This is a genomic window from Pseudomonas sp. BN606 (genome assembly GCF_029873115.1).
Classification (GTDB): domain Bacteria; phylum Pseudomonadota; class Gammaproteobacteria; order Pseudomonadales; family Pseudomonadaceae; genus Metapseudomonas.
Genome location: NZ_SSOF01000088.1, coordinates 160,386 through 182,284, shown reverse-complemented (window position 1 = coordinate 182,284; position 21,899 = coordinate 160,386). Strand labels below are relative to the sequence as shown.

Below are 21,899 nucleotides of genomic sequence, written 5' to 3'. Positions count from 1 at the left end.
ATGGTAAGGGGGAAACGGTGTCCTGTGTTTCAAGGGGCTCGCCCACCCTACCCCGCTCTCCAGTGCTAGAAATGGTATCTGTCGAACCGAGGTTTAAAGGGTTCTGCGCAAAGGTCTGCTGGAGCAATATGATGCGCGGTTGCATTAAGCTGACGCACACCACCCATGGCACATGGCTACCCCTCATCTACTACGGGTACCATCCCACCACTGGGAATAAGTTATTCCTCACAGAAGCTCGTTCGTCAGAGCAAGGCACGAGAATCCTATGCTCACACGCATCGACTGCTAATACATTCAGCAGTGTTGGAGGTTATCTCACGTCAAGCGCTACGCGATCAGTCTGCTAGACCTTTGGCTCGCTGGATGTCGTGTTGTGCTATGCGGGTGGGCTGTCGAGCAAGCGAAGTGGGTAGTACTGGTTGAGATCCAGAATTCGGAACTCTGCTCGGGTTAGAGCTGATCCAAATACGAAATAGACGGCAGGGAGGCACAGATGAGCAATGATATGGTTGAGAACGGCAGCAACGGTCTGCTCAACATTGAGATTGCTGAGTCCAGCACTGAGACTGCGATGGCCGAAGACACTACACCGATCGAGTCGGCGGAGCCGTCACCAGTCAAAGCGGTCAGGATCCAGACTACTGTCGTCACCAAGCTCAACCTCGCTGACTATCAGAACGCCGTACCGCTCATTCGCGAGTTGCGCGTGGTCAATGAGACGGAGCAAAAGTACAGCGATCTGGAGTTGACACTCACTTCTGATCCGGCTGTCTTCAAGCCGAAAACCTGGCACATTTCAGAGCTTGGCGCTGAAGTATTTCGGCAAATTCCGGGGCTCGATCTGGCCATCGATGCGAGCATGCTTGCCAAGCTGACCGAAGCCGAATACTCGACCCTCAACTTCGTGCTGACCTGCAAAGGTACTTCCTCCGACGAGCTTCGTGCGGTAGTCGCGCAAACGGAACATCCGCTGGAAGTGCTACCCCGCAACCAGTGGGGTGGTCTCGCTCACCTACCGGAGTTAACGGCAGCCTTCGTGCAGCCCAATGACCTGGCAGTGGAAACCTTGCTTAAGAAAGCCGCCGAGCTGCTGCGCAAGCATGGCAAGAGCGCTGCTCTGGATGGCTACGCCAGCGGCCCAGCACATGCTTGGGAGATTCTCTCCGCCGTCTGGAGCACCGTGGTCGCCATGGGGCTCGACTATGCGTTACCACCAGCGAGTTTCGAACGGGATGGGCAGAAGGTACGGAGCCCCAGTCACCTGGCTGAGCACGGTCTTGCAACCTGTTTCGATCTCACCATGCTGTTTTGTGCGTTGCTGGAGCAGGCAGGCCTTAACCCACTGATTATCTTCACTCATGGCCACGCCTTTGCTGGCGTATGGCTGAAGAATGAGGAGTTCACGACAACGGTCGTCGACGACATTACGGCACTGCGTAAGCGCATCAAGCTCAACGAGCTCGTCCTGTTCGAAACGACCCTGGCGACCCAACGTCCGTCCGTTGGACTGCGTTACGCCATCGAGCGGGGAGCAGATCACCTTGCCGAGGGTAAGGAAGCCACCTTTGAAATGGCATTGGATATTCGCCGGGCACGCCTGCAGCGAATTAAGCCGATGGCCAGCGGCGAAGCCCAGACTCCCAGTGGCAACGCCACGCAAGATGACGCCACACAGGTCGTAGCTCCAGAAATTGAAGCGCCCTTGGCCTTGCCCAGTGAAGTCACGGACAACATCGACGTCGCGAGCCTTGATCCCAAGGATCGCCTTGGACGTTGGCAACGCAAGCTGCTGGATCTGTCGCTACGCAACAACCTGCTGAACTTCAAGACGGGCAAGAAAGCACTGAGGTTCGAGGCGCCTAAGCCGAGCCAGCTTGAGGATTTGCTGGCCTCTGGGAAGCAAATCAAGCTGATGACGCGGCCGGATCTCATGGATGGGGCTGACCCACGAGATAAGGAGCTGTACGAATCCCGCGAGCGCGAGAATGTCCGGCAACAGCACGCGTTGGATGCGTTGAAACGCAACGAGGTGTTCATCGCGTTGCCGCAGGCAGAGCTCGATAGCCGCCTGATCGAGTTGTACCGCGGCGCGAGAACGAACCTGCAAGAAGGCGGTGCCAACACCCTCTTCCTCGCGTTGGGTTTCCTCTCCTGGACACGCGAGGACAGGGCAGATCAGCGTTATCGTGCGCCACTCATCCTGGTGCCGGTGACCCTTGAACGTAAGAGCGCACGCTCGGGTTTCACCATCACGTTGCATGATGATGAACCACGCTTTAACCCGACACTGATCGAAATGCTGCGCCAAGACTTCGAGCTGAATCTGGGCGTTGCCGAGGGGGAATTGCCGCGCGACGAGTCGGGGCTGGACATCGACGCGATCTGGCGCAATGTTGCCTCTGCGGTGAAGGACATCAAAGGCTGGGAGGTTAGTGAGGACGTCGTCCTCTCTATGTTCTCGTTCGCCAAGTACCTGATGTGGAAAGACCTCGCTGAACGCACCGACGCGCTGCGGGACAACCCTGTCGTACGCCACCTGCTGGATACGCCACGCGACGCGTACAACTCGACCACCAACACGCCGTTTCCGGCCAACAACAAGCTCGATGCCGAGTACAGTCCGAAGCAGGTTTTCTGCCCTCTCGCGTACGACTCTTCGCAACTGTCTGCCGTCCTTGCCGCCTCGCAGCAAAAGGACTTCGTCCTGATTGGCCCCCCGGGTACGGGCAAGAGCCAGACCATCGTCAACATGATTGCCCAGTTCATCGCCGAGGATAAGCGTGTGCTTTTCGTCTCGGAAAAAATTGCGGCGCTCAATGTCGTGTACCGTCGCCTGCGCGAGGTGGGCTTGGGCGAGTTCTGCCTGGAGGTCCACTCCAACAAGGCGAGTAAGACGGACGTTCTGTCGCAACTCAATGCCGCTTGGCAAGCTCGCGGTGATGCTGACGTCGAGACCTGGAAGCTTGAGGCCGAACGACTTGAATCGTTGCGCAAAAGCCTGAACGTCTATGTCGACCGCCTGCATTACCGATACCCGAATGGGCTGAGCATCTACGATGCCATCGGCGCCACCATCGCCGGAAAAGATCTACCTGCCGTTGCGCTGACATGGCCAACGCCGCTGATGCACGACCGCGAAGCCTTGCATCGGCTGTTGGAGCTGGCCGATCGCCTAGAGGTAAACGCCCAGGCGATTGGTTACCAAAAGCTAACCGCCCATCCCTTGGGCGCCATCCGCCAGCACGACTGGTCGCCGTCCTGGCAGCAATTGGTAATCCAGGCTGCTCGTGAGGCGATCCCTGCGATTAGATCGACTGAAGCGGCTGCCGCAAGCTTCATCAAATCAGCCAACCTACCTGACGTTGAACTCACGCGTGCCTCGCGAAACGGCCTTTCCATTCTTGCCAATGTCCTCCCCAAAGCAGCAGGACAGGACTGGCGATTCAGCCTTCGCCCCGATGCTCGCCTCATCGCACAGCGGCTCCAACAAGGCTGTGAGCTGGTTAAGCTGCATCGCGAGATAAACAGCAAGCTTCCTGCGCCTTGGTCGCAATCCACGATTGCTGCCTGCCAAGGCGGTCTGGATCTGCTCGAACAGCACTCTCAACTAACGCAAGCGCTACCGGAACCATTGCCAGTTCCGACCATGGTTCTGCTGTCACGGGCCATCCAGCTGTTTGACGAAATCAGCGCGTTGCGTCAGTGCCTCTCGGTGCCGTACACCCCTGGCATCGAAGACCTGGATGTCACTGCCTTGCTGGGAGAGTGGGAGCGGGCCGAGGGGGCGTTCTGGCCCATGTCCTGGTTAAGCAAACGGCGGATCAAGCAGCAACTCAGCCAAGTCATTGACGGCGAGCATGCACCTAACATCCCGGTTGATTTGCAGAACTGGATCTCTCTACGCGAGCTGCGCAGGCAGATCGATGACCTGGGCCTTGGTGCCGACACCGTCGAATTCTGGCGCGGCGCTCGTTCCGATTTTGCCGCAATTCGCCAAGTAAAAACGCTTCAAGGCGCCATCCTCGCAGCCAAAGAGAATCGCGCCTGGGAAGACGATGGGTTTGACCTGATCACTCAAGAGGTAGCCGGCCCCACGCTGAAGAGCGCGCTCCTGAGGATGCGTGAACTACGTGCGCTTCACCAGAAGATCACCACACTGGGCGAGAGCCTGAATCCGGTTTCCGAGGGTATTTGGCAGGACCTCAACACCTGCAGAACCAACCTTGTCGCCGCAGTTGCCTTTCAGCAGGAACGCCGTGGGCTCGTCGATGAGGGGCATCTTGAGCAAGACCATGAGCTGATAGCCACCGGGAAATGTGGGCCTGCGCTGCGCGGACAGTACGCCCTGCTTAAGCAGCGGTCGGAAGCCGAGCGGAATCTCAAGGAATTCGCGGATCTACGTGAGCTTGCTACCGGCATCTGGGCTGGCCTGCATACCAAGGTCGACGTGGCGCGCGCCGCGGTGGAGTTCCAAGGACACATCGCGACAGCCATTGCTCAATTGGCACAGAACCCGGATGCAATAACCGCGGTGAAGTCGTCCCTGCTGCAGTTGCTGGGCGACGGCAACGCACTTCTTGAGCCACAGGGGTTAGTCTCCCGCCACGGCCAGCAATACTTGAAGTCCACCGCAACGCTCGCGAACAGTCTTTGCCGGCTGGTCACTGACGCCCACTTCAGCAACGAGGGAACAGAGCACCTCGACGCCCTCCCCCTTCAAGCACAACTCCAACAATGTGAAGGCATCATTCAGGCGGAGCACAACCTGCACGCCTGGAGTGCCTGGTGCAAAGTCCGCGATGAAGCCGCCAGCGTGGGACTGCGACCACTCATTCAAGCACTGGAAACGGGCCTGGTTGTCCAAGGAACAATCAAGAAAGTCTTCCAGGCCAACTATGCCCGCTGGTGGTTGAACGCGACGGTTGATCAGGAACCGACTATTCGCAATTTCGTCAGCGTCGAGCACGAGCAGCGCATCCGAGACTTCCGCGCCCTGGATGAGAAGTTCACTGCCCTGACACGCGACCTGCTGCGGGCCCGTCTGTGCGCAGAACTGCCAACACCCGACAGCGTGACGCAAGCCTCTGAGTGGGGTGTGCTACGCCATGAAATCTCGAAGAAGACACGACACAAACCGCTTCGCGAACTGATCTCGACCATCCCCGCCGCACTGGCCAAACTCACGCCGTGCATGCTGATGAGCCCGCTGTCCATCGCGCAGTACCTCTCGACGACATCGACCGTATTCGACGTAGTGATTTTCGACGAGTCCTCTCAGATCCCAGTGTGGGATGCCATCGGCGCCATCGCGAGGGGACGGCAGGTGATCATGGTGGGGGATCCGAAACAGATGCCGCCGACCTCGTTCTTCGACCGTGCAGAAACGACGAACGAAGACGACGATGTGGAACCGGACCTGGAGAGCATTCTGGACGAATGCTTGAGCGCAAACCTGCCAACCCTCGACCTGAACTGGCACTACCGTAGCCGGCACGAGAGCCTGATCACCTTCTCCAACCACCGCTACTACAAGGGCAACCTAGTCACCTTCCCGTCACCGGTTACCACAGACCGGGCAGTGAGCCTCAACCTTGTTCAAGGTGTCTACGACAGGGGCGGCTCACGTACGAACCTAGGCGAGGCCAAAGCGCTCGTCGCACATTTGGTGGCACGCCTACGCACGCGAGAGGTGAAGGAAAACCGACTGACCTTTGGCGTCGTTACCTTCAACAGCGAGCAGCAACGGCTCATTGAGGATTTGCTGGATGCTGAGCGCCGCAACGATCCGTTACTGGAAGGCTATTTCGCTGATACTCAGTTGGAACCGGTGTTCGTCAAGAACCTGGAGAGTGTGCAGGGCGATGAGCGGGACATCATCTACTTCTCCATCACCTATGGTCGTGATGCCGCAGGCCACATGACGATGAGTTTTGGGCCGATGAACCGCCCCGGTGGCGAACGTCGCTTGAATGTGGCCGTCACCCGCGCCCGTCACGAGTTGCTGGTGTTCTCCACCATCAGCCCCGAAGTCATCGACCTGGCGCGTACCCAGTCGATTGGCGTGCGTGACATGAAGCATTTCCTTGAATTCGCTGAGCGTGGCCCGCGCGCAATCATCGAAGCAACGGCCGATAGCCTTGGCAGTTTCGACAGTCCGTTCGAAGAGCAGGTCGCCAAGGCTCTGGGTCGCAAGGGCTGGCATGTCGTTACTCAGGTCGGCGTCTCGGCGTTCCGCATAGACCTTGCGGTGGTCCATCCGGACGCTTCTGGCCGTTACCTCGCAGGGGTTGAATGCGACGGAGCCACCTACCATCGCAGCGCCACAGCCCGTGACCGCGACAAGCTCCGTGAGCAGGTCCTACGTGGCCTCGGCTGGGAGATCTTGCGGGTCTGGTCGACCGATTGGTGGATCAACCCCGCCGGCACAGCCGAAAAGCTTCACGAACACCTGGAGGCCCTGCTGGCGGAAAGTCGTACCCGCAAGGTCAGCGAGCAAGCCGATTTGGCCAATCATGCTGCAACGGTGGAAGAGGTAGTAGAAAGTATCAGTGAGGAGGCACCGCCCACAGAGGCCATCGCCTTGCCGGTTGATAACCCCGCTGAAGAGCCCCGGGCCAGCAGCCAATATGCACGAGCGATTGGAATTGCGGTCGGTGCCGTCTCTGCGCCCACAACTGCGCTGTACCGCAAGGTCGACCCGCTTGTGGCAGTTGAAACCGTCGATCCGGAGGCCTTCTTCGAAGACCATTACGACGGAACCTTGGCTTCAATGATTGCCCATATCGTTGCCCATGAGGGTCCGGTACTCGACCTCATCCTGGCGCAGCGTATTGCAAGGGCGCATGGCTGGGTGCGCACCGGCAATCGGATTCGTGAACGAGTCAGCTTCCTGGCCGAACAGTCCCATCGCAAGACGGTGGAAGATCTCGGTGATTTCTATTGGCCCTCGCACCTTGATGACGACAATGCAGTCACCTTCCGAAAAGCTGCCGATGCCGACAACCTGCGCGGCGTAGATGAAATCAGTCAGAAGGAACTGGAGGCTCTCGCGCGCGAAGCATTGGCCCGCGGGGAAGTGCGCGACAATCTGCTCTATGCCATGGCACGTGATCTGGGGCTGCAGAAAGTCTCTGCACAGAGCAAGCTAAGACTCGAGCAGGTCATCGCAAGCGTTCACCGGACGGATGCCCCCTAGAGGCGCGGACGGCGGAGGTCACTCCGCCGTCTTTGCTGCTGCGCTCCTTCGGAAAACCGATCCGCACGTTTGAAGATCAGCTACGTGGCGGGCAGAGACCGCTTGCACAAGAGCGTGCAATCTCCAGTTGCTCTCTTCAGTACGCAGCAGACAGAAAGTTCTCTGCCAGCAGGGGCTCGACCGGCGAAAATCCCGAGGTTTTCTTGAAGGACATGTGGTGAACGAAGTTCTTCATTGATTCAGACGGGTCGATGGCATCGAGGTTGAGCAGTGCGAGCGTCCGCCGGGAAATCGCAACACTGAGCAATGGGGATTCCTCAAGGTGCCCCGACGCTGGATTGAGCAGCCTGTCTGTAGCAGTCACGATCACCAGGTCGTCGGGCAGAATTGCTAGAAGCTCTCGACCTACCCGCAACACGCAGCTGCAGACGTAATCCTGCAGCAGCTCGTTGTACTTACCGGCGGCCAGTTTCTTGGTAGACAGCTTGCCGCTCTGGAGCAGACTTTTACTCTCGGCGGGGATGACACGCTCACCGTGTACGCCGAGGAACGCCTCGACCACCCCGCTTTCACCGACAACGAATCTGACGGACGTGCCCAGCATCGAGATGTCTTCGAAAGGGTTCAACAGCTTGATCGCATCCAACTTGGCCTGCCCCTCTCCTCTTAGTAGGCGCTGAGCCAACGCATGATCCGTTTGCCACTCCGAGTGTTCAGCTTGCCAAGCTGCCCTCTCTTTCGTGAAACGGCTGGAATCCTCCGAACGCCCCTTCTCAACAGACTTCTGCAGAGACTGGAGCTGACGCTGCTGCATGCCAAACAGCCGCGCAAAGAAACCAGGCTGGTAGCTGTCCAAACGTAGTTTTTCAACAAACACTGAAACTTTTTCACTGAATGTTGAAACGGATGCACCGAGACGGTGCATGGCCGCTGCCTGGGGAGGCAGCGGCGCCAGCCATCCAAAACTGGCTTTCGCAGTTAGGTCGAGACCATTGGCCCCGAAGGAATAGAGGGCATCAAAGAGTAAACAACAGGGCCGGCGAGCATTGCTCGCTGGCCCTGTTTACTAGTAGGGCAGCTCCGTTTTTCCCGAATCCTTCAAACGCAAGGCGCTAAACCAGGTGCTTGCCGGTACGCCGTTTCGTCATGTACCAGGAATCCAGTACGAGCCTATACGCGGAACTGCCGTAGGGTCTGATTCAACTGGCTAGCTAGAGCGTCAAGGTGGCAGCTTGCCTCTTTCGATTGGCTAGCGGCCACGGCATTCGCTTCAGCCAGTGAGGCCGCCTGCGTCACGTTCTGGTTGATTCCCTCTACCACTTGGGACTGCTGCAAGGTAGCACTGGCTATAGATGCATTCAGGTCTGTCAGATTGCGCAGTGACTGTGCGATCTGTTCCAAACTAATGCCTGCCAGGCGCGCCTTATCGACGGTCTGGGTGGACGCATGGCTGCTCTCGTCGATGACCTGAACGGCAGCCTCGGAATTGGCCTGGAGACGCTCAATCATTGTCTGGATTTCGGCAGTGGATTTCTGCGTGCGTTGCGCCAGTAAGCGAACCTCGTCGGCAACGACGGCGAACCCCCGCCCTTGTTCACCGGCACGAGCTGCCTCGATTGCGGCATTCAAGGCCAGCAAGTTGGTCTGCTCGGCGATGGAACGGATCACTTCGAGCACAGAGTTGATCTGGGTACTCTCCTGGGCCAGTGACTGAATCACTTCCACTGCCTTGCCAATGGTACTGGAGAGCTGGTCGATCTGTTCCAAGCTGCTGCCGATGTTGTTCTGCCCCCTGCGTGCCTGTTCTTCGGCATCGCGTACTTCGCTGGCGGCGTGCTCAGCGTTTGCCGCCACTTCCTGCACGGAGTAGGAGAGTTCTTGCACCGCGGTGGCGACCAACTCCATCTGCCGCGACTGCTGTAGGCTCTGGTACTGGGCATCGCTTGCAATTACGCCAAGGGATCGTGACGCATGGTCGAGCGAGCCGGCAGTTTCCAGTGAATGGCCGATGACCCCCTGTAACTTGAGGGTGAACGTATTGAAATGGTTGCCCAAATCTGTGAGTTCATCGTGCCAATAGTCGTCCAGCCTACGGGTAAGGTCAGCTTCCCCGCTGGCAATATTGGCCATAGCATTGACCGCTTCGCATAACGGCGAAGCGATGCTGCGGGCGATCAGGACGATGAGGACAGTGAGCAGAAGGCCCGTCACCAACACTATTCCCAAGGTATTCAGTACGTGTGCGCGAAATTCATCCTGTACATCGTCGACGTATATTCCTGAACCAACTACCCAACCCCAAGGCTTGAATAGCTCCACGTAGGACACCTTCTTCACCGGCGCTTCCGAGCCCGGACGAGGCCAACTGTAGTGAACGAGTCCAGCCCCATCGTGCTTGGCGACCCTCACCATTTCGTCGAAAAATGGTCTGCCATCAGGATCAAGGGTACCCGTCATCACTTTGCCTTCGATTTTTGGGCTAGGGTGCATGACCATGCGTGTCTCGAGGTCCTCTAGCCAGAAGTAATCATTACCGTTGTAGCGCAGGCTGCGCATCAGTTCGATGGCTTGGTTCTGCGCCTGCGCACGGTCGAGCTTCCCAGCGCTTTCCTGTTCTCGGTAGTAGCGCAGGATGCTGCTCGCGGTTTCAACCACATGCTGGGTTTTCAGCGCTTTCGCGGCATGCAGGTCTCCAAAGTTCTGGATGAGCAACAAACCGGCTAGGGCGAGAAGTATTACCTGGGAAGTCAACAGAATCAGCCAGAGGCGGTGGCTGATGGGAACTTGGCGCAGTCCGGGCATGATCCAGCTCCGTTATGCCATGAGAGGTCTGACGTGCCTTATTGCACAGGCGAATGGAGTGCGGTGAGAAACGCCCCCTGAAGGTGCAGGGCCATCGATCATTGGATAGCCTTCGGCATGGGCAATTGGTTGTTTAGGGCTTTCTGCGCTGTCCAGATCACCGCCGACGACCGACATATGCCATCCCTGGCGGATGCAGTCGTTAACAGTTCAACAAATCGAGGAAAGCGATGCCCAAACAACCCCACTTCAATACAAAGCCGCTGATGCCCTACCTGCAGGCGCAGACACTGCTCAATCGGGAGAGGAGGTGTCCATTCTTTTCTCATACTCCTCGCGTAGCAGACGCTTCATCAGCTTGCCGTTGGGTTCACGCGGCAATTCATCGCGAAAATCGACGCGCTGCGGACATTTCACTCCGCCCAGCGACTCACGCACAAATGCACGAAGGAGCTCTGCCAAGGTTGGTCCAGCTGTTTGCTGATCGCGAGGCTTCACAACGGCCACTACCTTTTCACCCATCTCCTCATCAGCTATACCGAACACTGCCACATCATCCACATCGGGGTGTGTCATGAGCACATTTTCGATTTCTTGCGGGTAGATGTTTACACCCCCGGAGATGATCATGAAGCTCTTTCGGTCAGTGAGAAAAAGGTAGCCGTCCTCATCAACCCAGCCTATATCACCTAATGTTGCCCACCCTCGATGGTCGTAAGCCTTCCGTGTCTTCTCCGGGTCGTTGTGGTACTCAAAGCGAGGACCATCGGCAAAGTAGATATCCCCCACAGTTCTGGCCGGTACCTCTTGGCCCTCCTCATCGAGGATCTTGACTGTCCCCAACACAGCACGTCCAACTGAACCCGGTTTGCGAAGCCATTCCTCTGCATTAAGGGCGGTAAGCCCGCAACACTCTGTGCCCGAGTAATACTCGTGAATGATCGGTCCCCACCACTGGATCATGGCGTGTTTAACTTCAATAGGGCACGGACCCGCAGCATGTACCACGGCACGCAACGATGAGTAGTCATAGGCGTCGCGGACCTCAGCTGGCAGTTTGAGGATGCGAACGAAGTGCGTCGGCACGAAGGTCGCTTGTGTAACGGAGTAGCGTTCAATTAGCTGAAGCGTCTGCTCGGCATCGAACTTTTCCATGACTACCACGGTGCCACCAAGCCCCTGGATCGCAAGCGCCCAGCGCAATGGCGCAGCATGGTAGAGCGGCGAAGTAGACAGATAGATGCTATCCGATCCCATGCCATAAAACTGACGTCCCATTGACATCAATGGACTTTCGTTGGCGACAGGCCCCTCGGGGAGTGACGGCTTCACACCTTTTGGGCGCCCAGTCATTCCAGACGAGTACAGCATGTCAGCGCCCGGGCTTTCGTCGTCAATGCGAGTTACGGCCTTGGCTGCACGCTCCTTAGCGAAGGCTGTCGTGCTGAAGAACCGTGGTGCATTGTCCTCCAGACGCTGGATAGCACTCAGACCGAGTTCAAAAAACGTGTCTGAGGCTATCAAGACCCGTGCCCCAGAATCGCTGACTATGTAGGCGACATCGTTTGAAGAGGCGCGGTTAGAAATAGCTGTCAGATAAAGCCCACAGCGCTGAGCCGCCCAGGAGATGGTGAATACATCAAGGCCGTTTTCGAGAAGCACCGCGACGGTGTCTCCGCGTTGCAGACCAAGGGCACGAAACAGATGTGCTCCCTGGTTAGCGAAGCGCTCAAGTTCTGCGTAACTTAGGATTTGGCCAGACGAAGCAAGGATGCAGGCTGCCTTGTCAGGCGCGGAAAGTGCGTGAATGGATGGATGCATGATGGTTATCCTTATTTTTGTGCCCAGATTTGGTTCCCGGGTTTGTCAACTAATGGAACTCAAGGCAGAGAAAACCATCTCGCCTGAGCAATTCTGGAGGTCATCCATAGCGTTGATCGGGAACTAGGGGAGCAAGTCGCTTATCAGCGACCTGACCACTGTGGCGGCCGCTTTTCAGCGAAAGCACGCGGCCCTTCAATGGCATCCATCGACTCGAGCATCGAAACTACCTGCGGATACTGCCATTCCTCGACAAGGGCTGTTTCGATGGGCACATCAAGTCCACGAAGCACTGCCTCTTTGGTGGCTCGCAGGGATAGAGGACTACACGCCAACATCTCCGCAGCCCAACAGCGGGCCAGGGAAAGCACATCGTCGGAGCAAACCTCGTTGACGAAGCCAAGGTCCACTCCCTCACGGGCACTAACCCGGCGCCCAGTAAGCAGCATGCCCATGCTGCGCTTGAGACCAATAACCTGAGGCAAGCGCTGTAGCCCACCCGCCAGCGCTGCCAGGCCGACGCGAGGTTCAGGCAGAGCAAACACTGCGTTCTCAGATGCAACGATGATGTCGCAAGCCAACGCCAGTTCGAAGCCGCCGCCCATGGCCACTCCATTCACAGCAGCAATTACCGGCTTACTCAAATCGAAGCGCGCGGTCAGCCCGGCAAAACCTTTCTCCGGAGTAACCAAGCCGCCACCACTTGCCTGCTGCTTGAGGTCGTGGCCAGCACAGAATGCCTTGCTGCCCGAGCCCGTAACGATCGCGACCCACTGTTCCTCATCGGCCCCAAAGTCGTCGAACGCTTGTTGCAGCTCGAGATGCGCCGCAGCGTTGAGTGCGTTATGAGCCTCAGGTCGGTTGAGGATAATTGTCGTCAGACGGCCTTCACGTTCTACACGGATAAACTGGTAGCTCATGCAGTTACCTCCTGGTGGGCACGAAAGAATCCGGGTAAGCGTCGGTTAATGATTTCACCTGCGTCATCAACGATTCTGGTCAACAGTTCTGCGCAAGTCGGAATGTCATGAATCAGCCCTTGGACCTGGCCTGCCCAGACAAGACCAGCATCGAGATTTCCTGTCTCCAAGGCCTCACGCCCACAAGCTCCACTTACCAGCGGGCGAATATCCTCGAAAGTCACCCCCGGTTGCTGCGACATAGCTACCACGCGATCAGAGATGCTGTTGCGCGCCACGCGTCCGGTATTGTGGAACTGCCGAAATATCAGCCGCGTGTCACGCTCATCGTTGTTCACCAGGAACAGCTTGATCGCATCATGAATTGGCGCCTCGACAGTTGCGCAGAAGCGCGTACCCATGTTGATACCCTCCGCGCCTAGCGCAAGCGCTGCAGCAAGGCCGCGACCATCACCAAATCCACCGCTGGCGATCATCGGCACCCGGATCTTGTCAGCGGCAGCGGGAATGAGCACCAAACCGGGAATATCATCTTCCCCTGGGTGTCCGGCACATTCGAAACCGTCAATAGAGACGATGTCGACGCCCATCTTCTGCGCTGAAAGTGCATGGCGCACAGAAGTGCACTTATGAATCACCGTCAGCCCATGCGCCTTGAAGTCCTCGACATGCTCGTGCGGTTTGTTTCCCGCCGTCTCGACGACCCGTACGCCGCTGTCGATGATGGCCTTGCGGTACTCTGCATAAGGCGGAGGGCTCACCGAGGGTAAGATGGTCAGGTTCACGCCGAATGGCTTGTCCGTCATCTTCCGGCAGCGCTCGATTTCTCGCCGCAGATCATCCGGTGTCGGCTGAGTCAACGCAGTAAGCATGCCGAGCCCTCCGGCATTCGAAACGGCGCTGGCCAATTCGGCGCGGCCAACCCACATCATGCCGCCCTGAACGATTGGGTGGTCGATGCCGAGTAATTCTGTGACTCGGGTGTGGAGCGCCATATCAAAGCACCTCCACGATAGTCGCGTTTGCGACGCCACCACCCTCGCAGATGGCCTGCAGGCCATAGCGCAAGCCGCGAGCTTTGAGCGAGTGCAACAGAGTGGTCATAAGCTTGGTACCGGTGGCGCCCAATGGATGCCCGAGAGCAATAGCCCCGCCATTGACATTGAGCTGGTCCGGATTGGCTTCCAGTGCCTGCAGCCAGGCCAGGGGCACCGGAGCAAAAGCTTCGTTGATCTCATAAAGATCAATATCAGCAATGCTCAAGCCAGCTCGTTGCAGTGCACGTCGGGACGCTTGGATAGGTTCTTCCAACATGATCACCGGATCACCGGCGGTGACGGCCATCGACACAATCCGCGCCAACGGAATCAGGTTGTGCTCCTTCAACGCCCGCTCACTCACTATCAAGAGCGCGGATGCACCGTCGCAGATCTGGCTGGCGTTGGCGGCGCTGATCACACCGCCCTCCCTGATTAGACGAACCGAAGAAATCCCCTCCAAAGTCGCATCATGTCGAATACCCTCATCCCGACAATGCAACCCAGTATCGGTAGCCAGGGGAACTATCTCGTCCTGGAATACGCCAGATGTGGTTGCGTGCGACGCACGCTGGTGACTTTGGAGCGCATAGCGATCCAGGGTTTCTCGATCAAAGCCATATTTTTGCGCGAGCATCTCCGCGCCCTCAAACTGGCTAAAGGTCTCGACGCCGAACCGCTTCTTGATCCGTTCACTGAATGGGCCCACCCCCAAACCTTCACGCTCATGGAACGACAGGTTGGAGAACATTGGGACTCGGCTCATGCTTTCGACGCCGCCAGCGATTACCACATCTTGCACACCAGACATCACTGCCTGAGCAGCAAAATGGACCGCCTGTTGAGAGCTACCGCACTGGCGATCGATGGTTACAGCCGGCACACTTTGTGGAAGGGACGAAGCCAACACCACATTTCGAGCAAAGGCGAAAGACTGCTCGCCGGCTTGCGTGACGCAACCGATGATCACATCATCAACGGCCGCCGGATCAATGCCACTTCGCTCCAGAAGCGCATTGATCACCTCCCCCCCCATATCCGCCGGATGCCAGCATGCGAGTTGACCATTGCGCCGAGCACCGGCAGTACGTACAGCCCCGACAATATAGGCTTCAGCCATTATTAGACTCCTACTTGGAAATTCGGTTGACGTTTTTCGCTAAAGGCCGTGACGCCCTCACGGGCCTCAGGACCGGCGCCAGACTCAGCGACACAGCGGGCTTCTTTTTCCAGGTGCGATTCGAGGCCGCCACCGTAGGTTTCCAACAAAAGTCGGCGGGTGCGGCCGATAGCGGCAGTAGCTGAATCGGCCAGAGCGCGTGCAAGTCGTGCGCCCTCTGAATGGAGAGCGTCGTCGTCCACCACTAGGGTTATCAGCCCCTGCTGAGCAGCATCCACGGCGCTCAGGCGCTGGTTCAGAAGAATCACCTCCTGCGCTCTGCGCATACCCAAGAGGCGAGGCAGATGCCAAGTCAACCCGCCGTCAGGGCTCAGGCCTACCGAGCCATATGCAGGAGCAAAACTGGCCCCACGAGTGGCCACCACAATGTCTCCTGCAAGCGCCAAACTGAATCCAGCCCCGGCTGCCGGGCCATTCACCAGCACCAACATGGGCTTGTTCATCCGCATAAGGCGTGAAATGGACATGTGCAACACACCGGCAATCTCGCTGAGGAACCCCGAGATTTCATCCCCTGCAGCCTTGAAGGCACCAAGGTCACCTCCCGTGCAGAAAAATCGACCAGAGCCACTAAGAACTACGCAACGAATTCCTGCGTCTTGATCACAGCGAATCACTGCCTGCAGCAGTGCATGAGCAAGCGCGAGGTCGATGGCATTACCAGCTTCAGGGCGGTTCAGGGTTAGATAGGCTATGTCCCCTTCGATCCGCATCTGCACAGGCGCGCTCATTTGCACTCCTCCATGGCGCGTCGCGCCAGTTCAGCCAACATCGGGAAGCTTCTGGCGCGCTCGCGGGCATTGGTCGATGCTGCCGTGCCACGCAGTACGCGTCCTTGGATACCGTGGAAAATCGCGGCCAGCCGGAAAAAATTGAAAGCGATGTAGAACGGCCAGTCGGGAATGTTGTTGCGCCCGGTTCGACGACAATATTCCGCGACATATTCGTCTTCGGAAGGAATGCCCAATGCATGCAAATCTGCCCCGGCGAGGCCGGCGACGATGTGTGGAGGCATGCGGTACATCATGGCGTGATAGGCGAAATCGGCCAGGGGGTTTCCCAGAGTCGACAGTTCCCAATCCAGCACCGCCACAATGCGTGGCTCGCTGGGGTGGAAGATCATGTTGTCGCACCGAAAATCACCGTGCACGATGCTCGATTCATCACCGACCGGGATGTGTGCCGGCAACCATTCAACCAGGGCGTCCATGTTTGCATCGCGCCCGGCAGCTGGGTCATCCAGGTATTGCCGCGTCCAGCGTTCGATCTGTCGAGAGAAGTAATTTCCTGGGCGGCCATAGTCGGCCAAGCCAACAGTGACAGGATCGATGCTATGCAACTGTGCAAGGGTGGTATTCATCGCATCGAAGTAGGCTTCGCGCCGCTCCACACCTGGGAAGGTCGCATCCCAGAAGATTCGTCCCTCAACCCGCTCCATCACATAGAACGCACTGCCGATTACATCAGTGGTTTCACAGACACCCATGATCTGAGGTACCGCAAAGCCCTTAGTGGAAAGAGCTAGCTGAACCCGTGCCTCGCGTTCGACGCTGTGCGCTCCTTTGAGCACAGGACCAGACGGTTTACGACGCAGAATGTAGCTCCCCGACGATGAATCAAGTCGATACGTGGGGATCGACTGCCCGCCCTTAAGCCGCATGATATTCAGGGGGCCGATAAATCCGTCGACATGTTCGATCATCCAACGTTCAAGTGAAGCGCTGTCGAAATTCAGCGGTTCGTCGAGGCTGTCGGCACCGGCGATTACTACTGCTTCGTGCGAGCTCATGTTTACCTCCGGATCCAGTCACGCTTAATTTTCTTAGCCAGTGACCACTTGTGAACTTCGGTCGGACCGTCATACACACGGAAGGCACGAATCTCGCGGAATACCTGCTCAACAACAGTGTCTTCGGTGAGGCCGCTTCCACCCATGACCTGTACGCAACGATCGGCCACTCGCATGAGAGCCTCACTAACGGCAACTTTGGTCATCGAACTTTCGGTACCGCCCTGAGCCCCACTGTCGAGTACCCCAGCGCACCAGTCGATCATCAATTCGGCTTGCTTCAGGTCGATCAGATTCTCGGCGAGCATGAAGCCGCAGCCTTCGTGTTCGATAAGCACCTTGCCAAAAGCCATGCGTCTGTTGGCGTAGTTAGTAGCGATTTCCTGGGCTCGCACGCAGGCGCCGTACCAGCGCATACAATGGGACAGACGCGCTGGAGCGAGACGAACTTGCGCATAGTGAAAACCTTCACCAGCCTCACCCAACATCTGTTCCGCAGGTACTCGAAGGTTTTCTAGGCGGACTACTGCGTGTCCACCTGGCATTGAGTTATCGATGGTTCGCGGGATGCGTTCAATCCGAATAGCCGGGTTAGGCAGCTCAATCAGGAACAGGCAAGCACCTTCCTCAGCTTTGGCCATTACAATCCCGACGCCAGCTCCCTCAGCGCCGGTGATAAATGCCTTGCGGCCGTTGATGATCCAATCGTTGCCTTCACGGTGACAGGTGGTCTTCATCATCGACGGATCAGAACCGGCACCACCTTCTTCAGCCGGTTCGGTCATGAAGAACGCCGACCTCATTTGCCCTTCGATCAACGGCCGCAAAAAGCGCTCTTGGATCGTGGGGCTACCAACCTTGCCCAACAGATACATGTTTCCTTCGTCAGGCGCGGCAGTATTGCAAGCCAGCGGCCCAAGAGGGGAAAGACCAGTTTTTGCCAAAACCAACGCAGTGCCACGTTGGCTCAGGTGACGTCCGTCAGCCAGGATATGAGGTGTTAAAACGCCAGCTTCCCGAGCCAGCTCCCGCAGTTCGATGACGAGCGCGTCCGTAGGGCAATTGTGGTGATCACGACGAGAGTCCTGTTCATAGGGCACAACCACGTCTCGCACAAACCGCTCCACCCGATCAGCGATCACCGCAGCCTGTTGCAGATCGTCGTTCATCGCGGGGCCATCCGAATTGCACCGTCCAGGCGGATGACTTCACCGTTAAGCATGGGATTCACGACAATCGCTTCGACTAGCTGCGCGAATTCATCCGGTTGCCCGAGTCGGCTCGGGAACGGGACCTGCTGCCCCAAAGAAACTTGAGCCTCTTCTGGCAGAGTGGCGAGTAGCGGCGTAAGGAAAATACCTGGAGCGACAGTCATCACACGAATGCCGTAGCGGGCGAACTCTCGCGCCAGTGGCAACGTCATACCAACGATGCCTGCTTTAGACGCCGCGTAGGCCGGCTGTCCAACTTGGCCGTCAAAGGCAGCAACACTGGCAGTATTGATTATCACCCCACGCTCTTCGCCCAGTGCATCAGCCACATGTAAGCGCGCAGCAAACTTCGACAGAACGTTAAAGCTGCCCGTGAGATTGACGTTGATAATCTGATTAAATTTCTGGAGCGGCAAAGCAGTACCGTCGCGATTGATCGCCTTTGCCGGGGCTCCGATACCAGCGCAATTTACCAGTATACGAGGCAGTCCATTTACTTCCTCAGCGGCGTCAAGGGCGCGCTCTACCGCTAGTTCGTCGGTGACATCAGTCTCAATAAATACCCCACCAATGGACTCAGCAAGTCGTTGGCCCAGTTCACGGTTCAGGTCAATAATCGCCACTTTTGCGCCAGCGGCGGAAAGTCGACGTACGACCGCTTCGCCTAGGCCAGAAGCTCCGCCGGTTACAACTGCAGATGTTTCATGTATTTGCATGAGTCTAGGTCCTTTATTGTTTTAAACAGCACTTGCCAAACACAACAATAATTAGCAAGACGTTATTACTGAGAATCAGAGATTTTGTTTATCTCCGCAAAACTGATTTCACGCATGCGAAATTTCTGCACTTTGCCGGTCACAGTCATTGGGAATTCATCGACAAAGGTAAAATGGCGCGGAACCTTGAAATGCGAGATATTTTCCTTGCAGTAGGTGCGCAGTAACTCTTCGTTTAAAGTTTGCCCTGAGCGCAACTTGATCCAGGCCACAACCTCTTCCCCGTAGCGCGAGTCGGGAATGCCAATCACTTGAGCGTCAGCGATTGCCGGATGGCGATAAAGCAACTCCTCGATCTCGCGCGGGTAAATGTTCTCGCCACCGCGGATGATCATGTCCTTGCTGCGCCCTACGATGCGTACGTAGCCAGCGTCGTCCATCTCGGCGAGATCACCTGTATGCATCCAGCCGGCGCTATCTATGGCCTCTTGTGTTGCCTGGGGGTTATTCCAGTAGCCGAGCATTACGCTGTAGCCCCTGGTACACAGCTCACCCACAATGCCACGAGGCAAGATGCGACCTTCGGTGTCAACGATCTTGGTTTCCAGGTGTGGCTGCGTGGTGCCAACAGTGGTGACCCGTAGTTCCAGATCATCATCGGAATGGGTCTGCAACGACACAGGGCTGGTTTCGGTCATTCCGTAAGCGATCTGCACCTGGGTCATATGCAATTCGCCGATTACCCTACGCATCACGTCTATAGGGCAAGTGGCACCGGCCATGATGCCTGTACGCAGGCTGCTTAGATCAACCTGGGCCCGCGCCGGGTGATCCAGCAACGCAATGAACATAGTCGGCACGCCATACAACACGGTGGCACGCTCTTCAGCGACCATGCGCAAAGTGGCATCAGGCTCAAATGACGGACCGGGGTAAAGCATTGTTGCGCCATGAGTCAGGCAAGCCAGGTTACCCATAACCATGCCGAAGCAGTGATACAGCGGAACTGGGATTATTAACTTGTCCTGCTGGGTCAACCCCAACCGGGCGCCAACCATGTAACCGTTGTTCAGAATGTTGTAGTGGCTGAGCGTGGCCCCCTTCGGAAACCCCGTAGTCCCGGACGTGTACTGGATATTGATTGGGTCATCGAACTGCAAGGTGAGCTCACGTTGACGCAACAGGTCTGAGCCGATGTGCTCGGCCAAGCCAGCGAGAGCCGCCCATGGCAAAAAGCCCTCAGGCGCCTCGTCGGCTAACGTGATGACGCCACGCAATTGGGGAAACTCGCCTACGTTCAGATTGCCTGGACTCGAGGAGACAATCGACGGAACCACAGCGCGGACTATTTCGTGATAATTGGTCGACTTGAATGAGTCGGAGCAGATCACCCAGCAACAGCCCGATTGCGCCAGCACGTACTCCAACTCTGAACGTCGGTAAGCCGGATTGATGTTGACTAGGACGGCACCGACCTTTGCGCTGGCCAGCTGTACAACAGTCCACTCAGCACAATTTGTCGACCAAATGCCAATGCGCTCACCACGGCCAATTCCCAATGCAAGAAAGGCCCGGGCACATATCTCCACAGCCTCTCCCAACTCCTTCCAGCTGTAGCGCAGCCCTTGGCGCGCCGAAACCAGAGCAGGGCGATTACCATAGCGCACGATGGCCTCGTCAAAAGCTTCTCCAATGGTCTGGCAGAGGAGGGGCTGATCCTGCGTTCCGCGTGTGTAAGACTTCTTCATGGTCTCTCTCCTTCGGGTGATGTAGTCACCCAACCTTGGGAACGAAAACTGCTTTAGGCTGAGTGAAAGCCAAGAGCCCCGATACACTGTTCTCTACGCCGAAGCCGGACTGTTTGTATCCAGCCATTGGCACATCCGGCTGCAACACAAGGTTCTGGTTGATCCACACCGTGCCCACCTCCAAGCGCATAGCGATTGCTTTTGCCTGCTCTATATCGCTGCTCCAGACAGCGGCCGCCAGCCCGAAGTCGCTTTGGTTGACCCGTTCGATCACTTCATCAACTTCGTGGAAGCGCAACAAAGGGAGAATTGGACCAAAGGCTTCTTCTGTGACCACAGGCGCAGTGTCCGGCGGGTTATCAACCAGGGTCAGGGGAAGGAAGTAGCCACTGTCAGGAACTGGAGAACCTTCAAGTAAGATCAGGCCACTCTCGCGGGCCTCGTCACGTAGCTGTCGTACTCGGCGGTATTGCGATAGGTTCTGGACTGGGCCGAAGCGCACATCCGGATTCAATCCATTCCCGACCTTGGCAGCCTTCACCAGAGAATGAAGCTTGTCGCGAAGTACGTCGTATATGCTGTCGTGTATATACAAACGCTTGCAGGCAACACAGATCTGTCCGCTGTTGGTGAATGCACCGTCGAAAAGCGCCTGAGCTACATCGTCAACATTGACATCGGCGAGCACGATCGCTGCATCATTGCCCCCCAACTCCAGCGTCAGACGTTTTAAGTCTTGTGCAGCAGAAGCCATGATGCGTTTACCGGTGGCGGTCGAGCCGGTAAATGCAATCTTGGCGAAGGCCTTATGTCCGGTCATCATTGGGCCCAAGGCATCTCCACCACTGATAATGTTCAGCACACCCGGCGGCAATATCTCTCGGGTAAGTTCACCGATCCGTAGGGTAGTCAGTGGTGTGAATGGGGACGGTTTTAGCACCAACGTGTTGCCAGTAAAGAGCGCGTGGGCGATCTTCCAAGCCCCCAGCATCACCGGATAGTTCCACGGTACGATTCCGCAGACCACACCCAGTGGCTCCTGGTGCACCTCAACTCGATTGAGCGGAGTCTCCAACTGAACTTCGACTGGAAGTTCTAGGAGAGTAATTCCTCTGATCCAAAATGCAGCACCAAGAATTTCATCCCTTGCCAGGGTTAACGGACGTCCTTGTTCAAGTGTCAGGAGGCGAGACAGTTCATCAACGTTATCCTCAAGCACTTTGGCGAAGGCATTGAGCGCTACTTTTCGCTCATCGAGGGACGCCGCTCGCCAGACAAGGAACGCTTGCTGTGCAGCTTGCACCGCTTGTTCCAGTTCTTTCAGGCCAGCATCAGGTACCCGACCAACCACTTCGCCAGTGGCCGGATTTATTACCTCTAGCGCGCGAGCAGTACTTACAGACTCGCCTCCGATGGTGAGTATCGGATTGTAAATTTCAGACATGGAGAGCCTCTTGTAATGTAAAGCGACTGTGCT

13 protein-coding genes are annotated in these 21,899 nt (G+C 57.0%); 1 reads left to right on the top strand and 12 read right to left on the bottom strand.

Features of this window, described 5'->3' with window-relative positions:
- The first annotated feature begins 496 nt into the window (after positions 1–496).
- On the top strand, positions 497–7,198 hold the full coding sequence (locus tag E8E75_RS29155; protein WP_280360115.1) for a DUF3320 domain-containing protein: 6,702 nt from the start codon (positions 497–499) through the stop codon (positions 7,196–7,198).
- A gap of 136 nt (positions 7,199–7,334) precedes the next feature.
- On the opposite strand, the gene E8E75_RS29150 is transcribed toward E8E75_RS29155, so the two are convergent.
- The 12 genes from E8E75_RS29150 to E8E75_RS29095 form a co-directional block, all read right to left on the bottom strand.
- Positions 7,335–8,123, bottom strand: a complete 789-nt coding sequence (locus E8E75_RS29150) for a hypothetical protein (RefSeq protein ID WP_280360113.1) — start codon at positions 8,121–8,123, stop codon at positions 7,335–7,337.
- Between the two features lie 245 nt (positions 8,124–8,368).
- Positions 8,369–10,000: a methyl-accepting chemotaxis protein gene (locus E8E75_RS29145; RefSeq protein ID WP_280360112.1), complete on the bottom strand. Its 1,632-nt coding sequence runs from the start codon at positions 9,998–10,000 to the stop codon at positions 8,369–8,371.
- 294 nt (positions 10,001–10,294) lie between these two features.
- On the bottom strand, positions 10,295–11,821 hold the full coding sequence (locus tag E8E75_RS29140) for an acyl-CoA synthetase (protein WP_280360111.1): 1,527 nt from the start codon (positions 11,819–11,821) through the stop codon (positions 10,295–10,297).
- 143 nt (positions 11,822–11,964) lie between these two features.
- Positions 11,965–12,741, bottom strand: coding sequence for an enoyl-CoA hydratase-related protein (locus E8E75_RS29135; RefSeq protein WP_280347793.1), 777 nt, complete (start codon positions 12,739–12,741; stop codon positions 11,965–11,967).
- Entirely contained in the window at positions 12,738–13,736 is a 999-nt protein-coding gene (locus E8E75_RS29130) for a nitronate monooxygenase family protein (RefSeq protein WP_280347791.1), read from the bottom strand. Before E8E75_RS29130 ends, E8E75_RS29135 begins: the two co-directional genes overlap by 4 nt.
- Position 13,737: 1 nt before the next feature.
- Positions 13,738–14,898, bottom strand: a complete 1,161-nt coding sequence (locus tag E8E75_RS29125; RefSeq protein WP_280360110.1) for an acetyl-CoA C-acetyltransferase — start codon at positions 14,896–14,898, stop codon at positions 13,738–13,740.
- Positions 14,899–14,900: 2 nt separating this feature from the next.
- The gene (locus E8E75_RS29120) at positions 14,901–15,689 is read right to left on the bottom strand and encodes an enoyl-CoA hydratase-related protein (RefSeq protein WP_280360109.1); all 789 of its coding nucleotides are present in this window, start codon (positions 15,687–15,689) and stop codon (positions 14,901–14,903) included.
- Positions 15,686–16,747, bottom strand: a complete 1,062-nt coding sequence (locus E8E75_RS29115; RefSeq protein WP_280360108.1) for a phosphotransferase — start codon at positions 16,745–16,747, stop codon at positions 15,686–15,688. Before E8E75_RS29115 ends, E8E75_RS29120 begins: the two co-directional genes overlap by 4 nt.
- A 2-nt stretch (positions 16,748–16,749) precedes the next feature.
- Positions 16,750–17,916 (bottom strand): acyl-CoA dehydrogenase, encoded by a 1,167-nt coding sequence (locus E8E75_RS29110; RefSeq protein WP_280360107.1) that lies wholly within the window; start codon positions 17,914–17,916, stop codon positions 16,750–16,752.
- Positions 17,913–18,674: an SDR family NAD(P)-dependent oxidoreductase gene (locus tag E8E75_RS29105; RefSeq protein WP_280347781.1), complete on the bottom strand. Its 762-nt coding sequence runs from the start codon at positions 18,672–18,674 to the stop codon at positions 17,913–17,915. The genes E8E75_RS29110 and E8E75_RS29105 overlap by 4 nt, the downstream gene beginning before the upstream one ends.
- Positions 18,675–18,739: 65 nt before the next feature.
- Positions 18,740–20,422, bottom strand: a complete 1,683-nt coding sequence (locus tag E8E75_RS29100; protein ID WP_280360106.1) for an AMP-binding protein — start codon at positions 20,420–20,422, stop codon at positions 18,740–18,742.
- A gap of 25 nt (positions 20,423–20,447) precedes the next feature.
- Positions 20,448–21,866 carry an aldehyde dehydrogenase family protein gene (locus E8E75_RS29095; RefSeq protein WP_280360105.1) on the bottom strand — a complete coding sequence of 473 codons (1,419 nt, stop codon included), beginning with the start codon at positions 21,864–21,866 and terminating at the stop codon, positions 20,448–20,450.
- Between the last annotated feature and the right edge of the window lie 33 nt (positions 21,867–21,899).